At 67.7% G+C, this 18,077-nt stretch carries 12 protein-coding genes; 6 read left to right on the top strand and 6 right to left on the bottom strand.

Features of this window, described 5'->3' with window-relative positions; all coding sequences use genetic code 11:
- The first annotated feature begins 1 nt into the window (after nucleotide 1).
- Entirely contained in the window at nucleotides 2-1,225 is a 1,224-nt protein-coding gene (locus tag AB4059_RS01805) for a TraB/GumN family protein (RefSeq protein ID WP_498976069.1), read from the top strand.
- Here AB4059_RS01805 and AB4059_RS01800 read toward each other — a convergent pair whose 3' ends face one another.
- From AB4059_RS01800 to AB4059_RS01790, 3 genes are read right to left on the bottom strand one after another with little or no spacing between them, the layout of a single operon-like run.
- Nucleotides 1,226-4,336, bottom strand: coding sequence for an efflux RND transporter permease subunit (locus AB4059_RS01800; RefSeq protein ID WP_498976067.1), 3,111 nt, complete (start codon nucleotides 4,334-4,336; stop codon nucleotides 1,226-1,228).
- Nucleotides 4,333-7,821 carry an efflux RND transporter permease subunit gene (locus AB4059_RS01795; RefSeq protein WP_498976066.1) on the bottom strand — a complete coding sequence of 1,163 codons (3,489 nt, stop codon included), beginning with the start codon at nucleotides 7,819-7,821 and terminating at the stop codon, nucleotides 4,333-4,335. Before AB4059_RS01795 ends, AB4059_RS01800 begins: the two co-directional genes overlap by 4 nt.
- A 26-nt stretch (nucleotides 7,822-7,847) precedes the next feature.
- On the bottom strand, nucleotides 7,848-8,981 hold the full coding sequence (locus tag AB4059_RS01790) for an efflux RND transporter periplasmic adaptor subunit (RefSeq protein WP_498976065.1): 1,134 nt from the start codon (nucleotides 8,979-8,981) through the stop codon (nucleotides 7,848-7,850).
- 303 nt (nucleotides 8,982-9,284) lie between these two features.
- Here AB4059_RS01790 and AB4059_RS01785 point away from each other — a divergent pair, with 303 nt between their 5' ends.
- On the top strand, nucleotides 9,285-9,725 hold the full coding sequence (locus tag AB4059_RS01785; RefSeq protein ID WP_498977794.1) for a c-type cytochrome: 441 nt from the start codon (nucleotides 9,285-9,287) through the stop codon (nucleotides 9,723-9,725).
- An 8-nt stretch (nucleotides 9,726-9,733) separates the two neighbouring features.
- Nucleotides 9,734-10,168 carry a c-type cytochrome gene (locus AB4059_RS01780; protein WP_498976064.1) on the top strand — a complete coding sequence of 145 codons (435 nt, stop codon included), beginning with the start codon at nucleotides 9,734-9,736 and terminating at the stop codon, nucleotides 10,166-10,168.
- Between the two features lie 51 nt (nucleotides 10,169-10,219).
- On the opposite strand, the gene AB4059_RS01775 is transcribed toward AB4059_RS01780, so the two are convergent.
- Both AB4059_RS01775 and AB4059_RS01770 read right to left on the bottom strand, forming a co-directional pair.
- Entirely contained in the window at nucleotides 10,220-11,941 is a 1,722-nt protein-coding gene (locus AB4059_RS01775; RefSeq protein ID WP_498976063.1) for a hypothetical protein, read from the bottom strand.
- Between the two features lie 15 nt (nucleotides 11,942-11,956).
- Complete coding sequence (locus AB4059_RS01770) at nucleotides 11,957-12,550, bottom strand: NfuA family Fe-S biogenesis protein (protein WP_498976061.1); 594 nt, start codon at nucleotides 12,548-12,550, stop codon at nucleotides 11,957-11,959.
- Nucleotides 12,551-12,656: 106 nt separating this feature from the next.
- Here AB4059_RS01770 and AB4059_RS01765 point away from each other — a divergent pair, with 106 nt between their 5' ends.
- On the top strand, nucleotides 12,657-12,998 hold the full coding sequence (locus AB4059_RS01765; protein ID WP_498976060.1) for a 4a-hydroxytetrahydrobiopterin dehydratase: 342 nt from the start codon (nucleotides 12,657-12,659) through the stop codon (nucleotides 12,996-12,998).
- On the top strand, nucleotides 12,995-13,669 hold the full coding sequence (locus AB4059_RS01760) for a hypothetical protein (protein ID WP_498976059.1): 675 nt from the start codon (nucleotides 12,995-12,997) through the stop codon (nucleotides 13,667-13,669). The genes AB4059_RS01765 and AB4059_RS01760 overlap by 4 nt, the downstream gene beginning before the upstream one ends.
- Here the strand turns inward: AB4059_RS01760 and AB4059_RS01755 are convergent, their stop codons facing one another.
- Nucleotides 13,670-14,635 (bottom strand): RluA family pseudouridine synthase, encoded by a 966-nt coding sequence (locus AB4059_RS01755; protein WP_498976058.1) that lies wholly within the window; start codon nucleotides 14,633-14,635, stop codon nucleotides 13,670-13,672.
- Between the two features lie 435 nt (nucleotides 14,636-15,070).
- Here AB4059_RS01755 and rne point away from each other — a divergent pair, with 435 nt between their 5' ends.
- Entirely contained in the window at nucleotides 15,071-18,055 is a 2,985-nt protein-coding gene (rne, locus tag AB4059_RS01750) for a ribonuclease E (protein ID WP_498976056.1), read from the top strand.
- Nucleotides 18,056-18,077: the final 22 nt, after the last annotated feature.

Raw genomic sequence — 18,077 nt, 5'->3', positions numbered from 1 at the left:
TATGACCGAACCGAACACGCAGTCCCCCACCCTGTTGTCCGAGCAGCCGCAAATCCGCGTCGAACGCGACGGCGTCGCCTACACCCTGCTCGGCACCGCGCACGTCTCGCGCGCCAGCGTCGAGGCGGTGCAAGCGGCGATCGCCAGCGGCGACTTCGACACCGTCGCGGTCGAACTCGACCCGCAACGCCTGGCCGCGCTGAGCGATCCCGACGCACTCGCCCGCATGGACCTGGTCAAGGTCCTGCGCGAAGGCAAGACGGCCCTGTTCGCCGCCAACCTCGGCCTGGCCGCTTACCAGCGCCGCCTGGCCGAACAACTCGGCATCGAACCGGGCGCGGAACTCAAGGCGGCAGTCCACGACGCGCGCGAACGCAACCTGGCCGTGCACCTGATCGACCGCGATGTCGGCCTCACCTTCAAGCGCGCATCGCAGCGCCTGGGTTGGTGGGGGCGCGCGAAACTCGGTGGCGGCATCGCCGCCTCGCTGTTCGGCGACGAGGAAGTCGGCCACGACGAGATCGAGAAGCTCAAGCAGGGCGACCTGCTCGAATCCAGCTTCGGCGAATTCGCGCAGGACAACCCGGAGTTGTACGACACCGTCATCGGCGAACGCGACCGTTACATGGCCGCGCGCCTGCGCGAAAGCGCGACGGCGCAAAGCGGCGCGCGCAACGTGCTCGCGGTCGTCGGCGCGGGCCACCTCCAAGGCCTTGCGAAACACCTGCGCGACGAAACGCGCACGCCCGGCGACATCCGCGGCGAACTGGAGACGGTGAAGGAGAAGTCGTCCTTTCCGTGGTTCACCATCCTCTTGTCGATCTTCGTGCTCGGCGGTTTCGCGTTCGGGTTCTGGCGCGGCGGCCTGGATGTCGGCGCCGACCTGATCGTGTACTGGGTGTTGATCACCGGCACGCTCGGCGCGATCGGTTGCGCCGCATCGGGTGGACATCCGTTGAGCATCATCGCGGCGTTCTTCGCATCGCCCGTGACGCCACTGCATCCTGCGCTGGCGTCGGGGACGATCAGCGCGCTGGTCGAAGCGTGGGTGCGCAAGCCGACCTACGCCGATTTCATGGCCTTGCGCGACGACGTGCAGAGCGTGCGCGGCTGGTATCGCAACCGCGTTGCGCGCGTGCTACTCAACTTCTTCCTGACCAGCCTGGGCACCGCCATCGGTGTGTGGCTCGGCGGTGCCCGCATGCTCGGGAAGTTGTTGGGCTGATTACTTGGCGCTGATCGCAGTGACCGTTGCCGCCGCGGGCGGCAAGGTCTTCCCGCGCGCGCGATGGATCGCGCGCACGGTGCCATGGCGCAGGTCGTCGAGCATCGCGTAGATCGTCGGCAGGAACAGCAGGCTGACCACCGTCGAGAACGCCAACCCGCCGGCGATCGCGCGCGCCATCGGGTAATACGCCGGGCCGTCGCCGGCCATCTGCGTGTTGCCCACCGCGATCGGCACCATCGCCAGGATCGCCGTGCCCATCGTCATCAGGATCGGACGCAGGCGTTCCTTGCTGCCTTCCACCAGCGCATCGGTGCGCGACAGGCCGCGTCGTCGCAGGTTGTTGATGTGCTCGACCATGACGATGCCGTTGTTCACCACCACGCCCATCAGTACCAGGATCCCGATGAAGGCCATGATGTTGAACTCGGTGCCGGTGAGCCAGAACAGCCAGTAGACGCCGAAAATCGAGAACACCACGCCGCTCATGATGGCCGAGGGGAACAGCAGCGATTCGAACACCGCCGCCATCACCACGTAGATCATGAACAAGGCGATCAGCAGGTTCCACATCATCTGCTTCACCGCCGCGTCGTCGCTCATGAACGACGGACGATCGAAGGAGTAGCTGTAACCGGGCGGGAAGCCTTCGCGCGCTTTCTCCAGCGTGTCTTCGATCGCCTTTTTCGCATCGGGCTGGGTCACCTTGTCGGCGATGCCCGCGGTGATCGTCAGCGTGGTCTGGCGATTGGTGCGTTCGATCGACGATGCAGCGGGGCGCACCTGCACGTTGACCATCGCCAGCAGGGGGACGCTGCGGCCATCGGGCGCGCGCACGGTGAAGCTCGCCAGGTCCTCGGTGCCGTAATTGTCGGCCCCCGCGAAGCGCACCCACACCGGCACTTCGGTGTCGCCGCGACGGAACTCGCGCAAGGGCGCGCCGCGCAGGGCGAGACCGACGAAGGTCGCCACGTCGTTCGCGCTGAAGCCGAAGGCCGCCGCGCGATCGCGATCGACCTGCACCGTGAGCTCGCTGTTGCGATCGCCGCTGTCCACGCGCACGTCGCGCAATTCCTTGTGGCGCGCCAGCAGCGGCACGATGTCCTCGGCGATCTCGGTCAGCGTCTGCGTCGAGTCGCCGACGAGCATCACCTGCAGTTCCTTGCCCTGCTGGTCGCCGCCGCCCGGGCCGCCCTGGTCGCCGATGCCGATGTTGGCGCGCGCCGATTTCGGCAAGTCCTTGCGCATCGCTTCGGTGATCTTGGCGACCTTGTCGCGGTCCTTGGTGTCCAGCTTCACGTTCGTGCCGGCCCAGCCCTGCTCGCGATACCGCGAGAAGACCTGGTTGATCTCGAACTCCTTGCGGTGCGCATCCAGGTAATGCTCGACCTTCAGGATCTCGGCCGACATCTGCTCCTTGGTGTAGGCGCCCTTCCACTGGTAGTAGATGTCGATCTCGCCGACGTCGTCGCCGCCGAACATGTTCGTCTTGGTCATCTTCAGCGGCACGAAGCTCGCCATCACGATGACCAGGATGCCGATCACGCTCCAGCCGCGGTGGTCCAGGGTCCAGCGCAGCAGGTTGGCGTAGCGGCGCTGCAGGCGGGGAATCAGCCCATTGGGGCTGCGCACCGCCGGCGGCGTCTTCATGCGCGCCGACAACATCGGGATCAGGCTCACCGCCACCAGCCAGGAGGCCAGCAGCGAGACGCAGATCGTGATCGCGATCTGGCCCATGTAGATGCTGATCATGTTCTTCTCGCCGAACAGGTTCGGCACGAACACGATGCAATGGCACAAGGTGCCCGCCGACAGCGCGATGGCGACATGGCGCGTGCCGATGATCGAGGCGAGTTTGGGTTCGCCGCCCAGGCGTTCGCGTTCCTGGTAGATGCTTTCCACCACCACGACCGCGTTGTCCACCAGCATGCCGATCGCGAGCAGCAGGCCCATCATCGACAACACGTTGAGCGTCACACCGGCGAAATACATGAAGCCCAGCGTCATGATGAAACAGATCGGGATCGCCAGCGTCACCATCAGCGTCGAGGGCCAATGGCGCAGGAAGAAGTACAGCACCGCGATCGACAACAGCAGGCCGATACCGCCGGCTTCGGCCAGGCCCAGCAGCGAACCGGTAACGCTTTCGCCGGCATCCCACTGCACGAGCAGGTCGATGTCGTTGGTGCCCTGCTCCTTGTTGATCGTGTCCAGCTCGGCGCGCACGTTGCGCGAGACGTCGACGAGGTTGGCGTCGCGCTCCTTGTACACGTCGATGCCCACCGCCGGGCGCCCATCCAGGCGGCGGCCGTAGGGCATCTTCTCGGGCTTGAGGCGCACGTCGGCGACATCCGACAGGCGCACGCCCTTGGCGAGCGAGAGGTCGCGCAACTGCTGCAGGTCGGTCAACTCGCCCACCGGTTGCACGCGCAGGCGCTGCACGCCGTCGTCGATCTGGCCGGCGGACACGGAGAAGTTCACCGCACGCAGGCGCGTGTCCAGGTCGTTCAGCGCCAGGCCGTGCGCGTTGAGGCGATCCTGATCGATCGCGATCTCGACTTCGTTCTGCGGCGCGCCTTCCACCTCGACCTTCGCCACGCCCGGCAGTCGTTCGAGCCGGCGCTTGTAGACGCGGTCGATGCGATCGAATTCCTTCGTCAGGTCGAGCGACTTGCTCGTGAGTCGAAGTTCGAGCGCGGGCTCATCGCTGGTCGACCACTTCCAGACGAAGTAGCGCTGCATGTCGTCGGGCAGGTCGTCGCGGATGGCATCGATGCGTTCGCGCGCTTCGGCCGCCGCGATCTCGATGTTGCGGTCCCAGTCGGAGAACATCAGGAACACGCTGCCCTGCTCGGACGTCGCGTTGCCTTCCATGCTCTTGACGTCGGTCATCGTCGAGAGCGTTTCCTCGACGGGCCGCAGGATCGTGCGCTCCACTTCCTCCGGCGTGGAGCCGGCATAGGGCAACTGGATGAAGAGGAACGGCGCCGAGACATCGGGCATCGCTTCCAGCGGCAGGCGCACCGCCGCGATCAGGCCCACGACCACCATCGACACGAACAGCATGATCGTGGTGACGGGCCGCTTGATGCTGAGCTCGGCGACGCTCACGAATTGGCCTCCGGCGCAGCGTTGCCGTTCAGCGGATCCTGGTCGTGCTCGATCAGCGTGGCGGCGGCCTTGGCATCGGCGCGCTGCGTACGCAGCTTGTTGGCGTAGTACTCATCCGAGCGGCGATCCAGCAGGTCGTACACGACCGGGATCACGACCAGCGTCAGCAGCGTGGAGACCAGCAGGCCGCCGATCACCGTGATCGCCATCGGCGAGCGCACTTCGGCACCCTCGCCCATCGCCAGCGCCAGCGGCGCGAAGCCGAACAGCGTGCACAGCGTGGTCATCGCGATCGGGCGCAGGCGCGAACGCGCACCGTCCACCAGGGCCTGGCGTTTGGGCACGCCTTCCTCGCGCAACTGGTTGACCTTGTCGATCAGGATGATCGCGTTCTTCACCACCAGGCCGACCAGCAGGATCAGGCCGATGAACACCACCACCGAGATCGCCGAGTTCGTCAGCAACAAGGCGAGCACCGCGCCGACGAGGGCGAGCGGGATCGTGAAGAGGATGACGAAGGGATGCAGCAGCGATTCGAACTGCGACGCCATCACCAGGTAGACGAGGAACACCGCCAGGCCGAAGGCGAACATCAGCGACTTCACCGAGCGATCCAGTTCCTCGCCCTGCCCGCCGATGTGCATGCCCACGTCCGCGCCCAGCGGCGAGTCGCGCACCATCTTCTGCACTTCCTGCACGGCCCCGCCCAGGTCGATGTCGCGCAGGTTGGCCGAGACGATGGCCACGCGCACCTGGTCGGCGCGGTGGATCTCGCTCGGGCCCGTGCCCGCGACGACGTCGGCCACCGACGACAGGCGCACCGGCGTGCTGCTGTTGGGATTGACGATGAGGTTGCGGATGTCCTCGACCGACGCGCGGTCGGCCGCCTTGGCGCGCACCAGCACGTCGATCTTGCGGTCGCGGAAGGAATAGCGCGTGGCGACTTCGCCGCGCACCTTCTTCACCACGACGTCGGCGATCTGGCGCGTGGTCAGGCCGAGCGCGGCGGCGCGGTCCTGGTCGAAGCGGATCTGGATTTCCGGGAAGCCCTGCTCCACCGTCGAGGTCACGTCGGCGTAGTGCGGATTGCCGCGCAACATCGTCGCGAGCCTGCGGCCGGCGGCTTCGATCTGCGGCAGGTCGGCGCCCTGCAGTTCGATTTCCAGCGGCGTGGAGAGGCTGAACAGTTCCGGACGGCTGAAGTCGAGCTGCGCATCGCTGCGGCCGGCCATGCTCTTGCGCAGTTTCTCGGTCAGCTGTGCTTCGATCTTTTCGCTGCCGCCGTTCTTCATCACGGCAGTGAGCTTGGCGATGTTCTCGCCGCTCTCGGTCGGGCTGGCATCCAGGCGCGTGCCGGTGCCGCTCACGCCATAGAGCGCGGTGAGATTTTCGTCCTTGCCGTGTTCGGCCTGCAGCGCCTGAACGACCTGGTCGGTATCGCGCAGCGGCGTGCCGGGCGGCAGCTTCACCGTCATTTCGAACCGGTCCTGCGCCAGCTGCGGGATCAGGTCGGCGCCGAGCAGCGGCACCACCGCGAGCGTGGCGAAGAATGCGAGCGCGGCGATGCCGACGACCTTGCGCGGATGGTCGAGCGCCTCGGGCAGGATGCGCAGGTATTTGGCTTCGATGCGATCGTAGACCCACATCGCACCGCGACTGGCCGTGCGCATCGCCGGGCCGACAACGGCGACCAAGCCACGCCATGCACGCACGAAGAGCCAGAAGAAACCGAACGCACCGTTGCGGATCGCCCAGCCGATGCCGCGACCGGTCGCGGCGACGGGCTTCTGCAATTTCGAGGTCGGTTCCCAGCGCGGATGCGGCGGCTCTTCCTTGAACGCCAGCGGCGCGCGGCCGCGGATCGAGGAGAGCATCGGGATCAGCGTCATCGACACAACGAGCGAGATGCCGATGGCCAGCGCGACGGTCAGCGCCTGGTCGCGGAACAACTGCCCGGCGATGCCTTCGACGAACACCAGCGGCAGGAACACCGCGATCGTCGTCAGCGTGGAGGCGACCACCGCCATGCTCACTTCTCGGGTGCCCACGATCGCCGCTTCGACGATGCCCAGGCCGCGTTCCCGCGCCTTCGCGATCGATTCCAGGACGACGATCGAGTCGTCCACCACCAGGCCCGTCGCCAACGCCAGGCCGCCGAGCGACATCACGTTGAGGTTGAGGTGGAACTGGCCCATGAAGAAGAACGTGGTGATGATCGACACCGGCAAGGACAGGCCGACGACGAACGTGCTCCAGCCATCGCGCAGGAACAGGAAGATGATCAGGATCGCGAGGAGGCCGCCGAGGATGCCGTCCTTCTTCACGTCGGAGATGGCGTTGCGGATGAATTGCGATTGATCGTCGATGACCGTCAGTTCGATGTCCGGCGGCATCTGCTTCTTGATCGCTTCGATCTGCGTTGCGATGGCATCGGCGGTGGACACCGTGTTGGCATCGCCTTCCTTGTAGATCGCCAGCTCGACGGCTTCGTGGCCGCCCAGGCGGATGATCGCTTCGCGTTCCTTGTAGCCCTGGCGCACGTCGGCCACGTCTTTCAGGCGGATCGGCATGCCGCCTGCGGCCGCCGAACTGCCCGACGATGCGCTCTGCACCGACGAAGCCGCGGCCATCGCCGCCGCGTTGCCCGTCGCCGCCGCCACGCGCGCCATCTCTTCGGCGGCGCTCTGCGCACCGCCGCCACCGGCGGCTTGCGTGGTGACGAGCAGGTTGCGGATTTCGTCGACGGTGGCGAACTGGTTGACCGTGCGCACGAGATAGCGCTGCGAGCCTTCTTCCAGTCGACCGCCGGAGATGTTGATGTTTTCCTGTTGCAGGCGCTGGATGACGGTGTCGATCGGCAGGTTGAGCTGCGCGAGCTTCTGCTGGTCGATGTCGACCTGCACTTCGTCTTCCAGGCCGCCGCCGACCTTCACCGCGGCGACGCCTTCGACCGGTTCGAGCTTCTTCTTCAGATCATCGTCGGCGTAGCGGCGCAGCGCGGTCAGCGCGCCCTGCGAATCCCGGCCCTTGTTCGCCAGCACCAAACGCATGATCGGCGCCGTCGAGGGATTGAAGCGCAACAGCACGGGCGGCTTGGCTTCCAGCGGCAGCGCGAGCGCTTCCATCTTGTCGCGCACTTCCAGCGAGGCCTTGTCCATGTCGGTGCCCCACGCGAACTCGAGCACGACATCGCTCTGCCCCGTGCGCGAGACCGACTTGAGCTTGCGCAGCCCCTTCACCACGCCGACGGCTTCTTCCACCGGTTCGGTGATCAGCGTTTCGATTTCCGCCGGCGCCGCGCCCGTGTATTCGGTGCGCACCGTGAGCGTGGGATAGCTCAGGTCCGGCAACAGGTTGACCTTGAGGTTGGTCAACGCGATGAAGCCGAAGATGATGAAGGTCAGCGTCGCCATCATCACCGTGACGCGGCGACGCGTGGCGAACTCGACGACGCTGAAGGAGGCAGGATCGGAAGAATGGTTCACGCGCGAGCTCCGGGGGCCGAGTGCGATCAGCGAGCGGCGGTGGCGGCGGCGATGCCACCCTTGCCCGCGACCGGCGCGACAGGCTTGGCCTGGTCGCCGACGATCTGCACCGGGCTGCCTTCGCGCAGCGCGACCTTGCCCGCGGTGACGACCTGGTCGCCCACCTTCAGGCCCTGGCGCACTTCGGCCCATTGGCCGTCGAGGTAACCGAGCTTGACCGGCACGCGCACGGCCTTGCCGGCCTTCACCGCGAACACGGCCGGATCGCCTTCGTCTTCCAGCAGCGCGATGCGCGGAACGACAAGTGCGTCGGTGCGCTGGTCGTAGTCGATGCGGATGCGGCCGAACATGCCCGGCTGCAATGCGCCGCCGCCTTCGAAGGAGCAGATCACGCGGAAGGTGCCACTGCCCGCATCGACGACCGGCGCGATGCGATCGATGGTGCCGGAGAACTTCTTGCCGGGCAGCGCGTCGGCCGACAGGTCGACCTTCAGGCCCGGCTGCAGCGTGGCCACTTCGCGTTCGGGCACGTTGAGCGTGGCTTCCAGGCGCGAGGTGTCGACGATGCGGAAGATCGGCGTGTTGATCTGCACGAAGTTGCCGTCCTTGATCTTGCGCTCGGCGATCACGCCGGAGATCGGCGCGACGACGTTGGCATACGACAGTTCGAGGTTCGCCAGGCGGTTGGCCGCGCGCGCGTTCTCCAGGTCGTAGCGGATCGTGTCGATGTCGTTGGCGCTCATCAGCTTCTGGTCGGCGAGCGTGACCGAGCGCTTGTAGTTGGCTTCGAGCTTGTTCATCAGCGCAGCCGTCTGCGCGGCCTGCAACGCGGCGCGCGAGGAATCCAGGCGCACGAGCACCTGGCCGGCCTTCACCTGCTGGCCTTCCTGCACCAGGACCTGCAGCGCGACGCCGGAGGTCTTGGCGACCACCTGCGATTCGCCGCGGGCTTCCAGCGGCGCGGTGCCGGTGTAGCTGGCGGCGATCGGCCGCTTTGTGGCGGCCATCACCTCGACCGGAATGGCATCGGGGCCCTTGTCCTTGTCCTTGGCCTGGGCATCTCCGTCCCCCTTGTTGCAGGCGGCGAGCGCGAGGGCGCAGGCGATCAGGAGGACACCGGCGCGCAGGGCGCGGCCGTGGAGGGAGACGTTGACGGACATTGGGCTGACCCCTTGGGTGTTGTAGTCAAGTAAATCACTCCCCCGTTCGCACCGCCATGCGCCATAGGTCATGGTGACTTCACGGAGGAATCCTGCTTACGGATCAGGCGCCGGCGTCGTGCATGCCGAAACAGGTCGAACATCGGATGCGGTCAGGGTCCGACCGGTTGCACGCGTGCGTCTGCATTCGACGGCCACCGGTTTGCCGGTTCCATTCACGTGCGGGCTATACTTCGCGGCTTGCGAGACGCCCGGATGACACGTGCGTCGCGACCGAACTTCCACCGTGGACTTCACTTCATGATGCGACCGCTGACGATCGCCGCCGGCCTGCTGCTGGCGCCCCTGCTCCTGACTGCACATGCGCAGCAGCCCGCCGCACCGGCCACGGCCGCCGCGCCTGCCACCGCCGCCGCGCCTGCCGCCGCTTCCACCGCCGCCGCGAAGCCGGCCGCACCTGCCGAACCGAAGGCCGTCGACCTCACCGGCGACGCAGCGAAGGGCAAGGAACTCACCTATACGTGCCGCGGTTGCCACGGCATCACCGGCTACAAGAACGCCTATCCGAGCTACCACGTGCCGCGCATCGGCGGGCAGTCGGCGGGCTACCTGGCCTCGGCGCTCACCGAGTATCGCGAAGGCAAGCGCAAGCACCCGACGATGCAGGCGCAGGCGGAGAGCTTCTCGCCGCAGGACATCGCCGACATCGCCGCCTACCTTTCGACCGTGAACGTGCAGAAGTGAGCCCGACCATGACGATCAAGAAGACCGCGTTCGCCATCGCCCTGCTCGCGCTCGCGCTGACTGCGTGCTCGAAGAACGGCGAAGAAGGCAACAAGGAAGGCGGCCACGCCGAAGGTGAAGCGCCGAAGTCCTCCTCCGCCGGCCTGCCGACGGGCAACATCGAAGCGGGCATGAAGCTCGCCACGACCAAGCGCAACGGTTTCGCGTGCGTGGATTGCCACGGCGCCGAAGGCAACGCGCCGTTGGACAAGGTCTACCCGAAGCTCGGCGGCCAGTACTCCGACTACATCGAGCATGCGCTGGTCGCCTACCGCAAAGGCGATCGCGACAATGCGCTGATGTCGCCGCAGGCGAAGGAACTCACCGACCAGCAGATCGCCGACCTGGGTGCGTACTTCCACTCCACCGAAAGCCACCTGGCCGACCTGCACGACGCGCAGTAACACCGCGTCGCACGTTGCAAGAAAAGGCCCGCGCAAGCGGGCCTTTTTGCGTCAGGGCGTCGTCGAAGCGGGCACCTGCACCGAAGTGTTCGGCGGAGGCGGCGCCTTCTTGATGCTGCCGTTGTCTTCCTGCAACCAGGGTTTGAACGGCACATCCGGCGGCGGTCGCGCGCGCGCGGCCTGCGCGTTGACATTCGGATCGACCAGGCCGCAACCGCCGCCGAATTGCAGCAGCGAAACGACGCACGAGATCTTCTTGTCGGTACCGGGGATGGGGATCGACAGCGACTTGATGCCCTTGCGCACCCATTCCTGCAGCAGCGTTTCGCTCGGCACCCAGTACTGGTCGAAGGTGGTCGGCGTGTAGTCGAGCGGCGGGCGCTTGAGCCACCGGCCCGCGCGGTCCAGATCGGCGATGTGCGCTTCCACGGTGCCCGGCGCGTTCTGGCCCGGTGTCGGCGGTTCGCCCAAATTCGGACGACCCTGCGCATCGTAGATGCCGGGCTTGGCGCCCGATCCGGGTTTGCCGCCCGGCGTGTTGCGCGTGCCCGCACCCCAGTCGTCGCCCCGGTTCGGCGAAGGCCATGCACCTGGCGCTGCGTTCGGCGTGGTGCCTGCGCCCGGTTGTGCAGCGGGCGCAGTGCCGCTGCCCGGCGCCTGTTGTCCACCCGGCGCCGCCGCGGTGGCCGCCGTCGCCGAGCCCGGCGTCGTCGACGGTGCATTCGACGTCGACGTTCCCGGTGTCGTCGCGCCCGGCGTCGTACCGCGCGAAGGCATCGGGATCTCGCGCGTTTCGCCGCGCAACGTGGGCAAAGCGATTTCGCGCGATTGCGATTGCGCGGACGTGATCGGGATCTGTTGCGTCAGGCGCGCCGATTCTTCACCGCGCACCTGCGGCGGCGCGACGCGGATGCGTTGCGCTTCGACGGGCTGCGTTTCGAGCGTCTGGCGCTGCGCTTCCACGCGTGCGATTTCCTGCGTGGGCTGTCGCAATTGCGGAACCGTGATATCGCGCGGCGCGACGACGACTTCGCGCGGCCGTGGCGGCGGCAACACGAAGGTCGTATCCGGTTGCGGCACCTGCGTCACCTGCAACGGTTGCGGCGCGGGGGGCACTTCGACGACCGGTTCGGGCCCGGGTTGCGGCTGCGGCGGCGGTTGCGCGGCCACCGGTTGCTCGGGTTGCGGCGCGGGCTGCTCGGGTTGCGGCGGCGGTGGCGGTTGGGTCGGTGCCGGTGAAGGCGTCGGCGTCGCCGCGGGGGGCGAAGGCGCGGCGGCGGTTTGCGCCGGTTCCGGTTGCGGCCCCTGCGGCGCGCCACCGCCGGTTTCTTCCGGCGTGCCCTTGCCGATGAACTCTGCTTGCACCACCTGCTGGCCCTCGCCCTCCGGCGCTGGCGGCGGAACGAACACGTAGGCGAGGAACAACAACAGCACCGCGAAGAACAAGTGCAAAACCGCGCTGACCGACGCGGCGAACCAACGCAACCCGCGTTCTTCGCGAATCGGCGGATGCCACTGTTGGCGCCACAAGGTGGCGAAGGCCTGCCAACGATTGAGTTGCACATCGCGCCTGGGCGGCGATGCGAGCGGACGTTGTGCGAGTTCGTCGACGAAGGTTTGCGGTAGCGCGCCTTTCACCGCGTGCGGCGTGGCCGGCATCGCGTCGAACCACTGCTGCCACCCTGGCGGGAGCGTGCCCGGGGCCTGCGGGCGAATGGATTTCAGCCGCCGCCGCAGCCCCAGTGCTTCGATGATGTCGTCGGCGGAGAACACGCGCTCCGCGAACCGTCAGGCCGCGTCGCGCGGCATGTACGGCGCCGTGCCCGTCGCATGGTCGGTCGCATCGCGCACGGCGGTCACGCCCGGCACGCGCGTCATCAGCGTTTGTTCGATGCCCTGCTTGAGCGTCACGTCGGCCATGCCGCAACCGTGGCAGCCACCGCCGAAGCGCAGCAGCACCACGCCATCGGCCGTCACCTCATGCACCGACACGTGCCCGCGATGCTGGGCGAGCTGCGGGTTGACCTCGTGTTCGACCACCCACCGCACGCGCTCCACCAACGATGCGGACTCCGCCGGCGCTTCGCCTTTGATCTTCGGCGCGCGGATCTGCAACTGCCCGCCGGTGGCCTGCTGCGTGTAGTCGATCTCTGCAGCGTCCAGGAACGGCGCGCTCGCCGGATCCACCCACAGGGTGAAGCCTTCGCAATCGATGGCCCATTCCTCGCCGGTGAGGTCGCCCGGTTCGGCGAACTCCAGGCGCACGTCGGCGCGCGGCGTGCCGGGATGGACGGCGGAGAGGCGAACGCCGAGGCCCGGCAGGGCTTCGCGTTCGATGAGGCGGCGGAAGTGCGCCTGCGCGGATTCGGAGAGCTGGATCATGCGGGCTATTCTACCGACCCCGGAAGCGGCCGCCGTGGTGGACAGTCCACCATGCGACCACGGCCGATATGTTCTGGTTCAGCGCGCAACGCTGCGGAGTGCCCCCATGACCGACCTGATCGCCCTCGCCGACGCCCACTGCATCCCGCGCCGCGGCACCGAGCACAAGCTCACCGAAGCCCGCGTGCGCGAGCTGCTGCCGCAGATCCCCGGCTGGGAGCTGGCCGAGGACGGGCACGCGCTCGTGAAGACCTTCAAGTTCAAGGACTACTACCGCACGATGGGCTTCGTGAACGCGCTGGCCTTCATCGCCAACGCCGAGGACCACCATCCCGACCTGGGCGTGCATTACGACCGCTGCGTGGTGCGCTTCTCCACGCACGATGTCGGCGGGCTGAGCGAGAACGACTTCATCCTGGCGGCGAAGACGCAACGCCTCACGGGATGAGCAGCCAGGACTGGCACACCCTCCAGCAGGACGACATCCACCTCGAAAGCCGCCTCTGGCCGCGCGTATTCGCGGCCGTGCCGGAACTGGTGATGGCGATTTCCATCATTGCGATCTGGCTGTGGCCGATGGCCTTCGGCCGCGTCGGCGTGATCAGCACGGCGATCGCCGTCGCCTACGAACTCCCGGTGTTGTTGATCTGCGGTGGCCTGCGCCTGCTTGGTACGCGGCGGTGGTTCGATCCGCGCTTGCCTGCAATGGGGGTCGGGCCGCTCGTGGTCGCGGCGTGGTGGTCGAAGGTGATCTTCGTCGACTGGTGGTACATCGCCCCCGAACGCTGGCTGGCATGGGCGATCGTCGGCGTCCTGCTCGGCAAGGCGATGATCTTCTGGAATACGCGCCGCAATGCGCCGGGCTTCGATGCGACGGTCGCCTATGTCCAGGCGCTCGCGTTCGCGATCTGCATCCTGTTCGCGATGAACGCATCCGACCGCGGCCTCACGCCGGAGGTGATCGCGGCGCTCGACCTGCCCAATTCGCCCTCGTTCCCGAATTTCGGCGAAACCGGCGTCCAATGGGGACAGGCCGCCGCCGGTGCGGCCTCGTATTTCGCGATCAGCGCGATCCTGCGCTTCCTCTTCCTGGTGCGCCCAGCGCCCGCCCGGGGCTGATCAGGCGAGCCGGTCGAGGACGTCGATCAATTCCGGCGCCAGCGGCGCATTGAGCGAATACGGCGCACGCCCGCCATCGAGCGCGAATTCCAGCGTCGATGCGTGCAGGAACATCCGCTTCAGCCCGACCTGGTCGCGCAGGCGCTTGTTCGCCGCCGGATCGCCGTACTTGTCGTCGCCGGCGATCGGATGGCCGATGTGCTGGGCGTGCACGCGAATCTGGTGCGTCCGGCCGGTTTCGATGCGCACTTCGCAATACGACTGGCCACCGCGCCGCTCCAACGCCTTGAAATGGCTCAGCGAGGGCTTACCGGCGGGATTGACCTGCACATGGCGTTCGCCGCCCTGGCGCAGGCCGATGTGCAGCGGCGCGTCGACGGTCATCGTCCCGTTGGGCAAGCGGCCCACCAGCAGCGCCAGGTAGCGCTTGGCGATCCCGCCTTCCTCGCGCATCAGCGCCTGCAATTCGGTGAGCGCCGAACGCTTCTTCGCCAACACGAGCAGGCCGGAGGTGTCGCGGTCCAGGCGGTGCACGAGTTCCAGGCCGTCGTGCGGCCGCAACACGCGCAGCGTTTCGATCACGCCGAAGCTGATCCCGCTGCCGCCGTGGCTGGCCACGCCCGCGGGCTTGTTGACCGCCAGCAGCCGTGCGTCCTCGAACACGATGCTGGCTTCCATCGCTTCGAGCAGGCCCTTGGCGGGCGAGCCCTTGTCGGTCGGTTCGTCCAGGCGGACCGGCGGGATGCGGACCTCGTCCCCACCCTCCAGGCGTCGGTCGGCCTTCACGCGGCCCCCGTTCACGCGCACCTGCCCGGACCGCACGATCTTGTAGATCAGCGAGCGCGGCGCCCCCTTGAGGTAGCCCAGGAGGAAGTTGTCCAGCCGCTGGCCTTCCCGGTCTTCGGCAATGCGGACAGTCCGTGCCTGCGCGGGGGCGCGGCCGGGGGTCGGATCGGTGGGGTCCATGCTCGCCTTTGACCTGCTACACTCGCCGCGCGAAGTAAGGGTTTGATTTCGCAGGGAGATTGCGCGAAGGACCGCGAACATCGCGTTCCCGCACAGCCAACGGGCCGAAAGCCCGCCTCCCGCGATCCCCGACACAGTGCGCGACCACCGCCCCCGGGGCGGCCATGTTAGCGGCTCGTCGGCAGGCCCGGCCATCGCCCGGTGCGTCAGACATCGGCGCTCACACGACCCGAGCGACGCAAGGCTCCCCCGCCACGCGTCGCCGGCCCGCAAATTGGATTGGAAGTACAAGCGCTCCCGCGGTTCGCCGAGGTGTCGTAGCGCTGGCATACAAGAAGCGACAACGATGCGCCTGCAGGGCGCGCCGATGGCGCCGCGGTATCCAGAGGCGAACGCCCACGGCGTTCCGCGTGCGACAGCGCGCGAGGAACGCAAATGAAGCGAATGCTCATCAACGCCACGCAGGCCGAAGAACTGCGCGTGGCCATCGTCGACGGCCAGACCCTGTACGACATCGACATCGAACAGCCGTCGAAGGAACAGAAGAAGTCCAACATCTACAAGGGGCGCATCACGCGCCTTGAACCCTCCCTCGAAGCGGCCTTCGTCGAGTACGGCGCCGACCGCCACGGTTTCCTTCCGCTGAAGGAAATCTCCCGCGACTATTTCCAGCAAGGCGTCGACCACAACAAGGCCGGGCTGCGCGAGCTGTTGCGCGAAGGCCAGGAAATCGTCGTCCAGGTCGACAAGGAAGAACGCGGCAACAAGGGCGCGGCGCTGACGACGTTCATCTCGCTCGCCGGTCGCTACATGGTGCTGATGCCCAACTCGCCCACCGCCGGCGGCGTTTCGCGTCGCATCGAGGGCGACGACCGCGCCGCCCTCAAGGAGGCGATGGACAAGCTGCAGATCCCCGACGACATGGGCGTGATCATCCGCACCGCCGGCGTGGGCCGCGATGCCGAAGAACTGCAGTGGGACCTGGATTACCTGCTCCAGGTGTGGAAGGCGATCGCCGAAGCCGCGCTCACCAAGCCCAGCCCCTTCCTGATCTACCAGGAATCGCGCCTGATCATCCGCGCCCTGCGCGACTACATGCGCGCCGACATCGGCGAGATCCTCGTCGACACGCCGGAGATGTTCGAGGAAGCCCGCGAGTTCGTGCAGCAGGTGATGCCGCACAACCTGCGCAAGCTCAAGCACTACACGGACGACACCCCGCTCTTCAACCGCTTCCAGATCGAATCGCAGATCGAGAACGCGTACGAGCGCACCGTGCGACTGCCCTCGGGCGGCGCGCTGGTGATCGACCAGACCGAAGCCCTGACCGCCGTCGACGTGAACTCCGCGCGCGCCACCAAGGGCGGCGACATCGAGGAAACCGCGTTCCAGACCAACCTGGAAGCGGCCGAGGAAGTGGCCCGCCAGTTGCGCCTGCGCGACCTGGGTGGCCTGGTGGTCATCGACTTCATCGACATGGCGTCGAACAAGCACCAGCGCGAAGTCGAGAACAAGCTGCAGCATTCGCTCAAGTACGACCGCGCGCGCGTGCAGCTCGGCCGCATTTCGCGCTTCGGCTTGCTCGAAATGTCGCGCCAGCGCCTGCGCCCGAGCCTGGGCGAATCCAGCCAGCTGGTCTGCCCGCGCTGCGAAGGCCACGGCCGCATGCGCAGCGTCGAATCGCTGTCGCTGTCGATCCTGCGCATCGCCGAAGAACACGCGATGAAGGAGAACACCGGGCAGGTGCTCGTGCAGGTGCCGACGCAGATCGGCAACTACCTGCTCAACGAAAAGCGCCGCGCCCTGGCCGAGATCGAACAGCGCCACGACGCGCCGATCGTCATCGTCGCCGACGACCAGCTCGAGACGCCGCATTACGAAGTCACGCGCATCCGCGAGAACGAGATCGGCGAGGAAAGCAACAAGCCCAGCTACATGCGTGGCACGCCGCGCAAGCTGGCCACGCACGCGCTGACCAAGGCGCACCTCAACATCCCGAACCTCCCGGCCGTCACCAACGTGCGTCCCGCGCAGCCCGCGCCCGTGCGCGAGGAACCGCGCGAAGAAGTCGTGGCCGCGCCGGCGCCCGTCGCCGTCGCACCGGTGGCCCGTCCGGCCGGCGGCATCGGCGGCTTTTTCAAGCGCCTGTTCGGTGGCGGTGAACCCGTCGCCGCGGCGCCCGCCCCGGCCGCGCGTTCGCAGGAAGAGCGTGGCCGCAACGCGCGCGATGGCCGCCGCGATGCACGCGACGGCCGTGGCCGCCCCGCGCAGGGTGGTCGCGACGGCCGCCGTGACGAAGGCCGCCGCGACGAAAACCGCCGCGACCAGAAGGCCGGCCAGCAAAAGGGTCCGCAGCAGGCGCAGCAGCAGAAGGGCCAGCAACAGCAGCAGCCCAAGCAACCCAAGCAGCCCAAGCCGCCGCGCGACGACGCCCAGCGCGAACAGCAGCGCCTCGAACAGCAGCAGCGTGCCGAGCAGCAACGCGCCGAACAGCTGGCACGCAACGCCGAGAAGCAGCGCCTGCGCGAACAGCAGGCCGCCGCCGATGCCGCAGCGAAGGCCACCGAAGCCAAGCCGGCACCGATCGCACCTGCAGCGACCGCAGTCGCGCCGGGCACCGAGGCCGCCGTCGCCCTCGCCGCTTCCGCAGAGGCCACGGACATCACGCAGGACGCCGCGGCGCAGCAGCCGATGGTCGAAGGCGCCGAACACCCGCACGACGCGCACGCCGACGCGGGTGAAGCCGGCGGACGCCGCCGTCGTGGCCGTCGCGGTGGTCGTCGTCGTCGTCGTGGCCAAGGCGGCGCCGAAGGCGAAGCCGGGACCGAGGCCGACGCACAGGGCGCGATGCACGATGACGCCGACACCGGCGAAGTCGTCGCGCAGCATCGTTCGCAGCCGGAGTTCGACTTCGAGGACGACTTCGCGCCGGCCCCCGTCGCAACGCAGCCCGCCGAAGCCGCCGCCGCGCCGCAGCAGGCCGCCGCACGCGAAGCGCAGTTCGCGCAGGCGCCGGTGGAACACGACGTCGAGCGGACTTCGCAGGCCGAAACCAACGTCGAATCCGCCGCGACCGCATGGGACGACGCATCGGCCTCGACGCCGGGCGCATGGACCGATGCACCGGTCGCGAACGAAAGCGTCGCCGACGCCGCGCCCACGCTAGCCGAGGCCGAACCGGTCGAAGCTGCGCCGGCCGCGCCGCAAGCCACTCCCATCGTCGAAGCGCAGCCTGTTCCCGAAGCGCAGGCCGACGCGCCCGTCGTCGTGCATCACGACGCGCAGCGCGACGTGCAGGAAGACGCCGTCGCCGACGCGCACCCGGCACCGGGCCTGTTCGACGCGATGCCCACCGCAGACCCGGCGCAGGCCGCCGCCGACGCCGCGGAAGACGCCAAGCACGAGCAGCGCAACGCGTGATGCTCCGAAGCCCCGCCAGCAC

Origin of the sequence: Lysobacter sp. 2RAF19 (assembly GCF_052115395.1) — a bacterium.
Classification (GTDB): Bacteria; Pseudomonadota; Gammaproteobacteria; order Xanthomonadales; family Xanthomonadaceae; genus Noviluteimonas.
The sequence above is the reverse complement of the archived record's forward strand: the minus strand, read 5'-3'. Positions and strand labels throughout refer to the sequence as shown.

Coding starts and splice junctions, on each gene's coding strand:
- AB4059_RS01805 (WP_498976069.1), top strand. CDS start 2: ATGACCGAACCGAACACGCAGTCCCCCACCCTGTTGTCCGAGCAGCCG.
- AB4059_RS01790 (WP_498976065.1), bottom strand. CDS start 8,981: ATGTCCGTCAACGTCTCCCTCCACGGCCGCGCCCTGCGCGCCGGTGTC.
- AB4059_RS01785 (WP_498977794.1), top strand. CDS start 9,285: ATGCGACCGCTGACGATCGCCGCCGGCCTGCTGCTGGCGCCCCTGCTC.
- AB4059_RS01780 (WP_498976064.1), top strand. CDS start 9,734: ATGACGATCAAGAAGACCGCGTTCGCCATCGCCCTGCTCGCGCTCGCG.
- AB4059_RS01770 (WP_498976061.1), bottom strand. CDS start 12,550: ATGATCCAGCTCTCCGAATCCGCGCAGGCGCACTTCCGCCGCCTCATC.
- AB4059_RS01765 (WP_498976060.1), top strand. CDS start 12,657: ATGACCGACCTGATCGCCCTCGCCGACGCCCACTGCATCCCGCGCCGC.
- AB4059_RS01760 (WP_498976059.1), top strand. CDS start 12,995: ATGAGCAGCCAGGACTGGCACACCCTCCAGCAGGACGACATCCACCTC.
- AB4059_RS01755 (WP_498976058.1), bottom strand. CDS start 14,635: ATGGACCCCACCGATCCGACCCCCGGCCGCGCCCCCGCGCAGGCACGG.
- rne (WP_498976056.1), top strand. CDS start 15,071: ATGAAGCGAATGCTCATCAACGCCACGCAGGCCGAAGAACTGCGCGTG.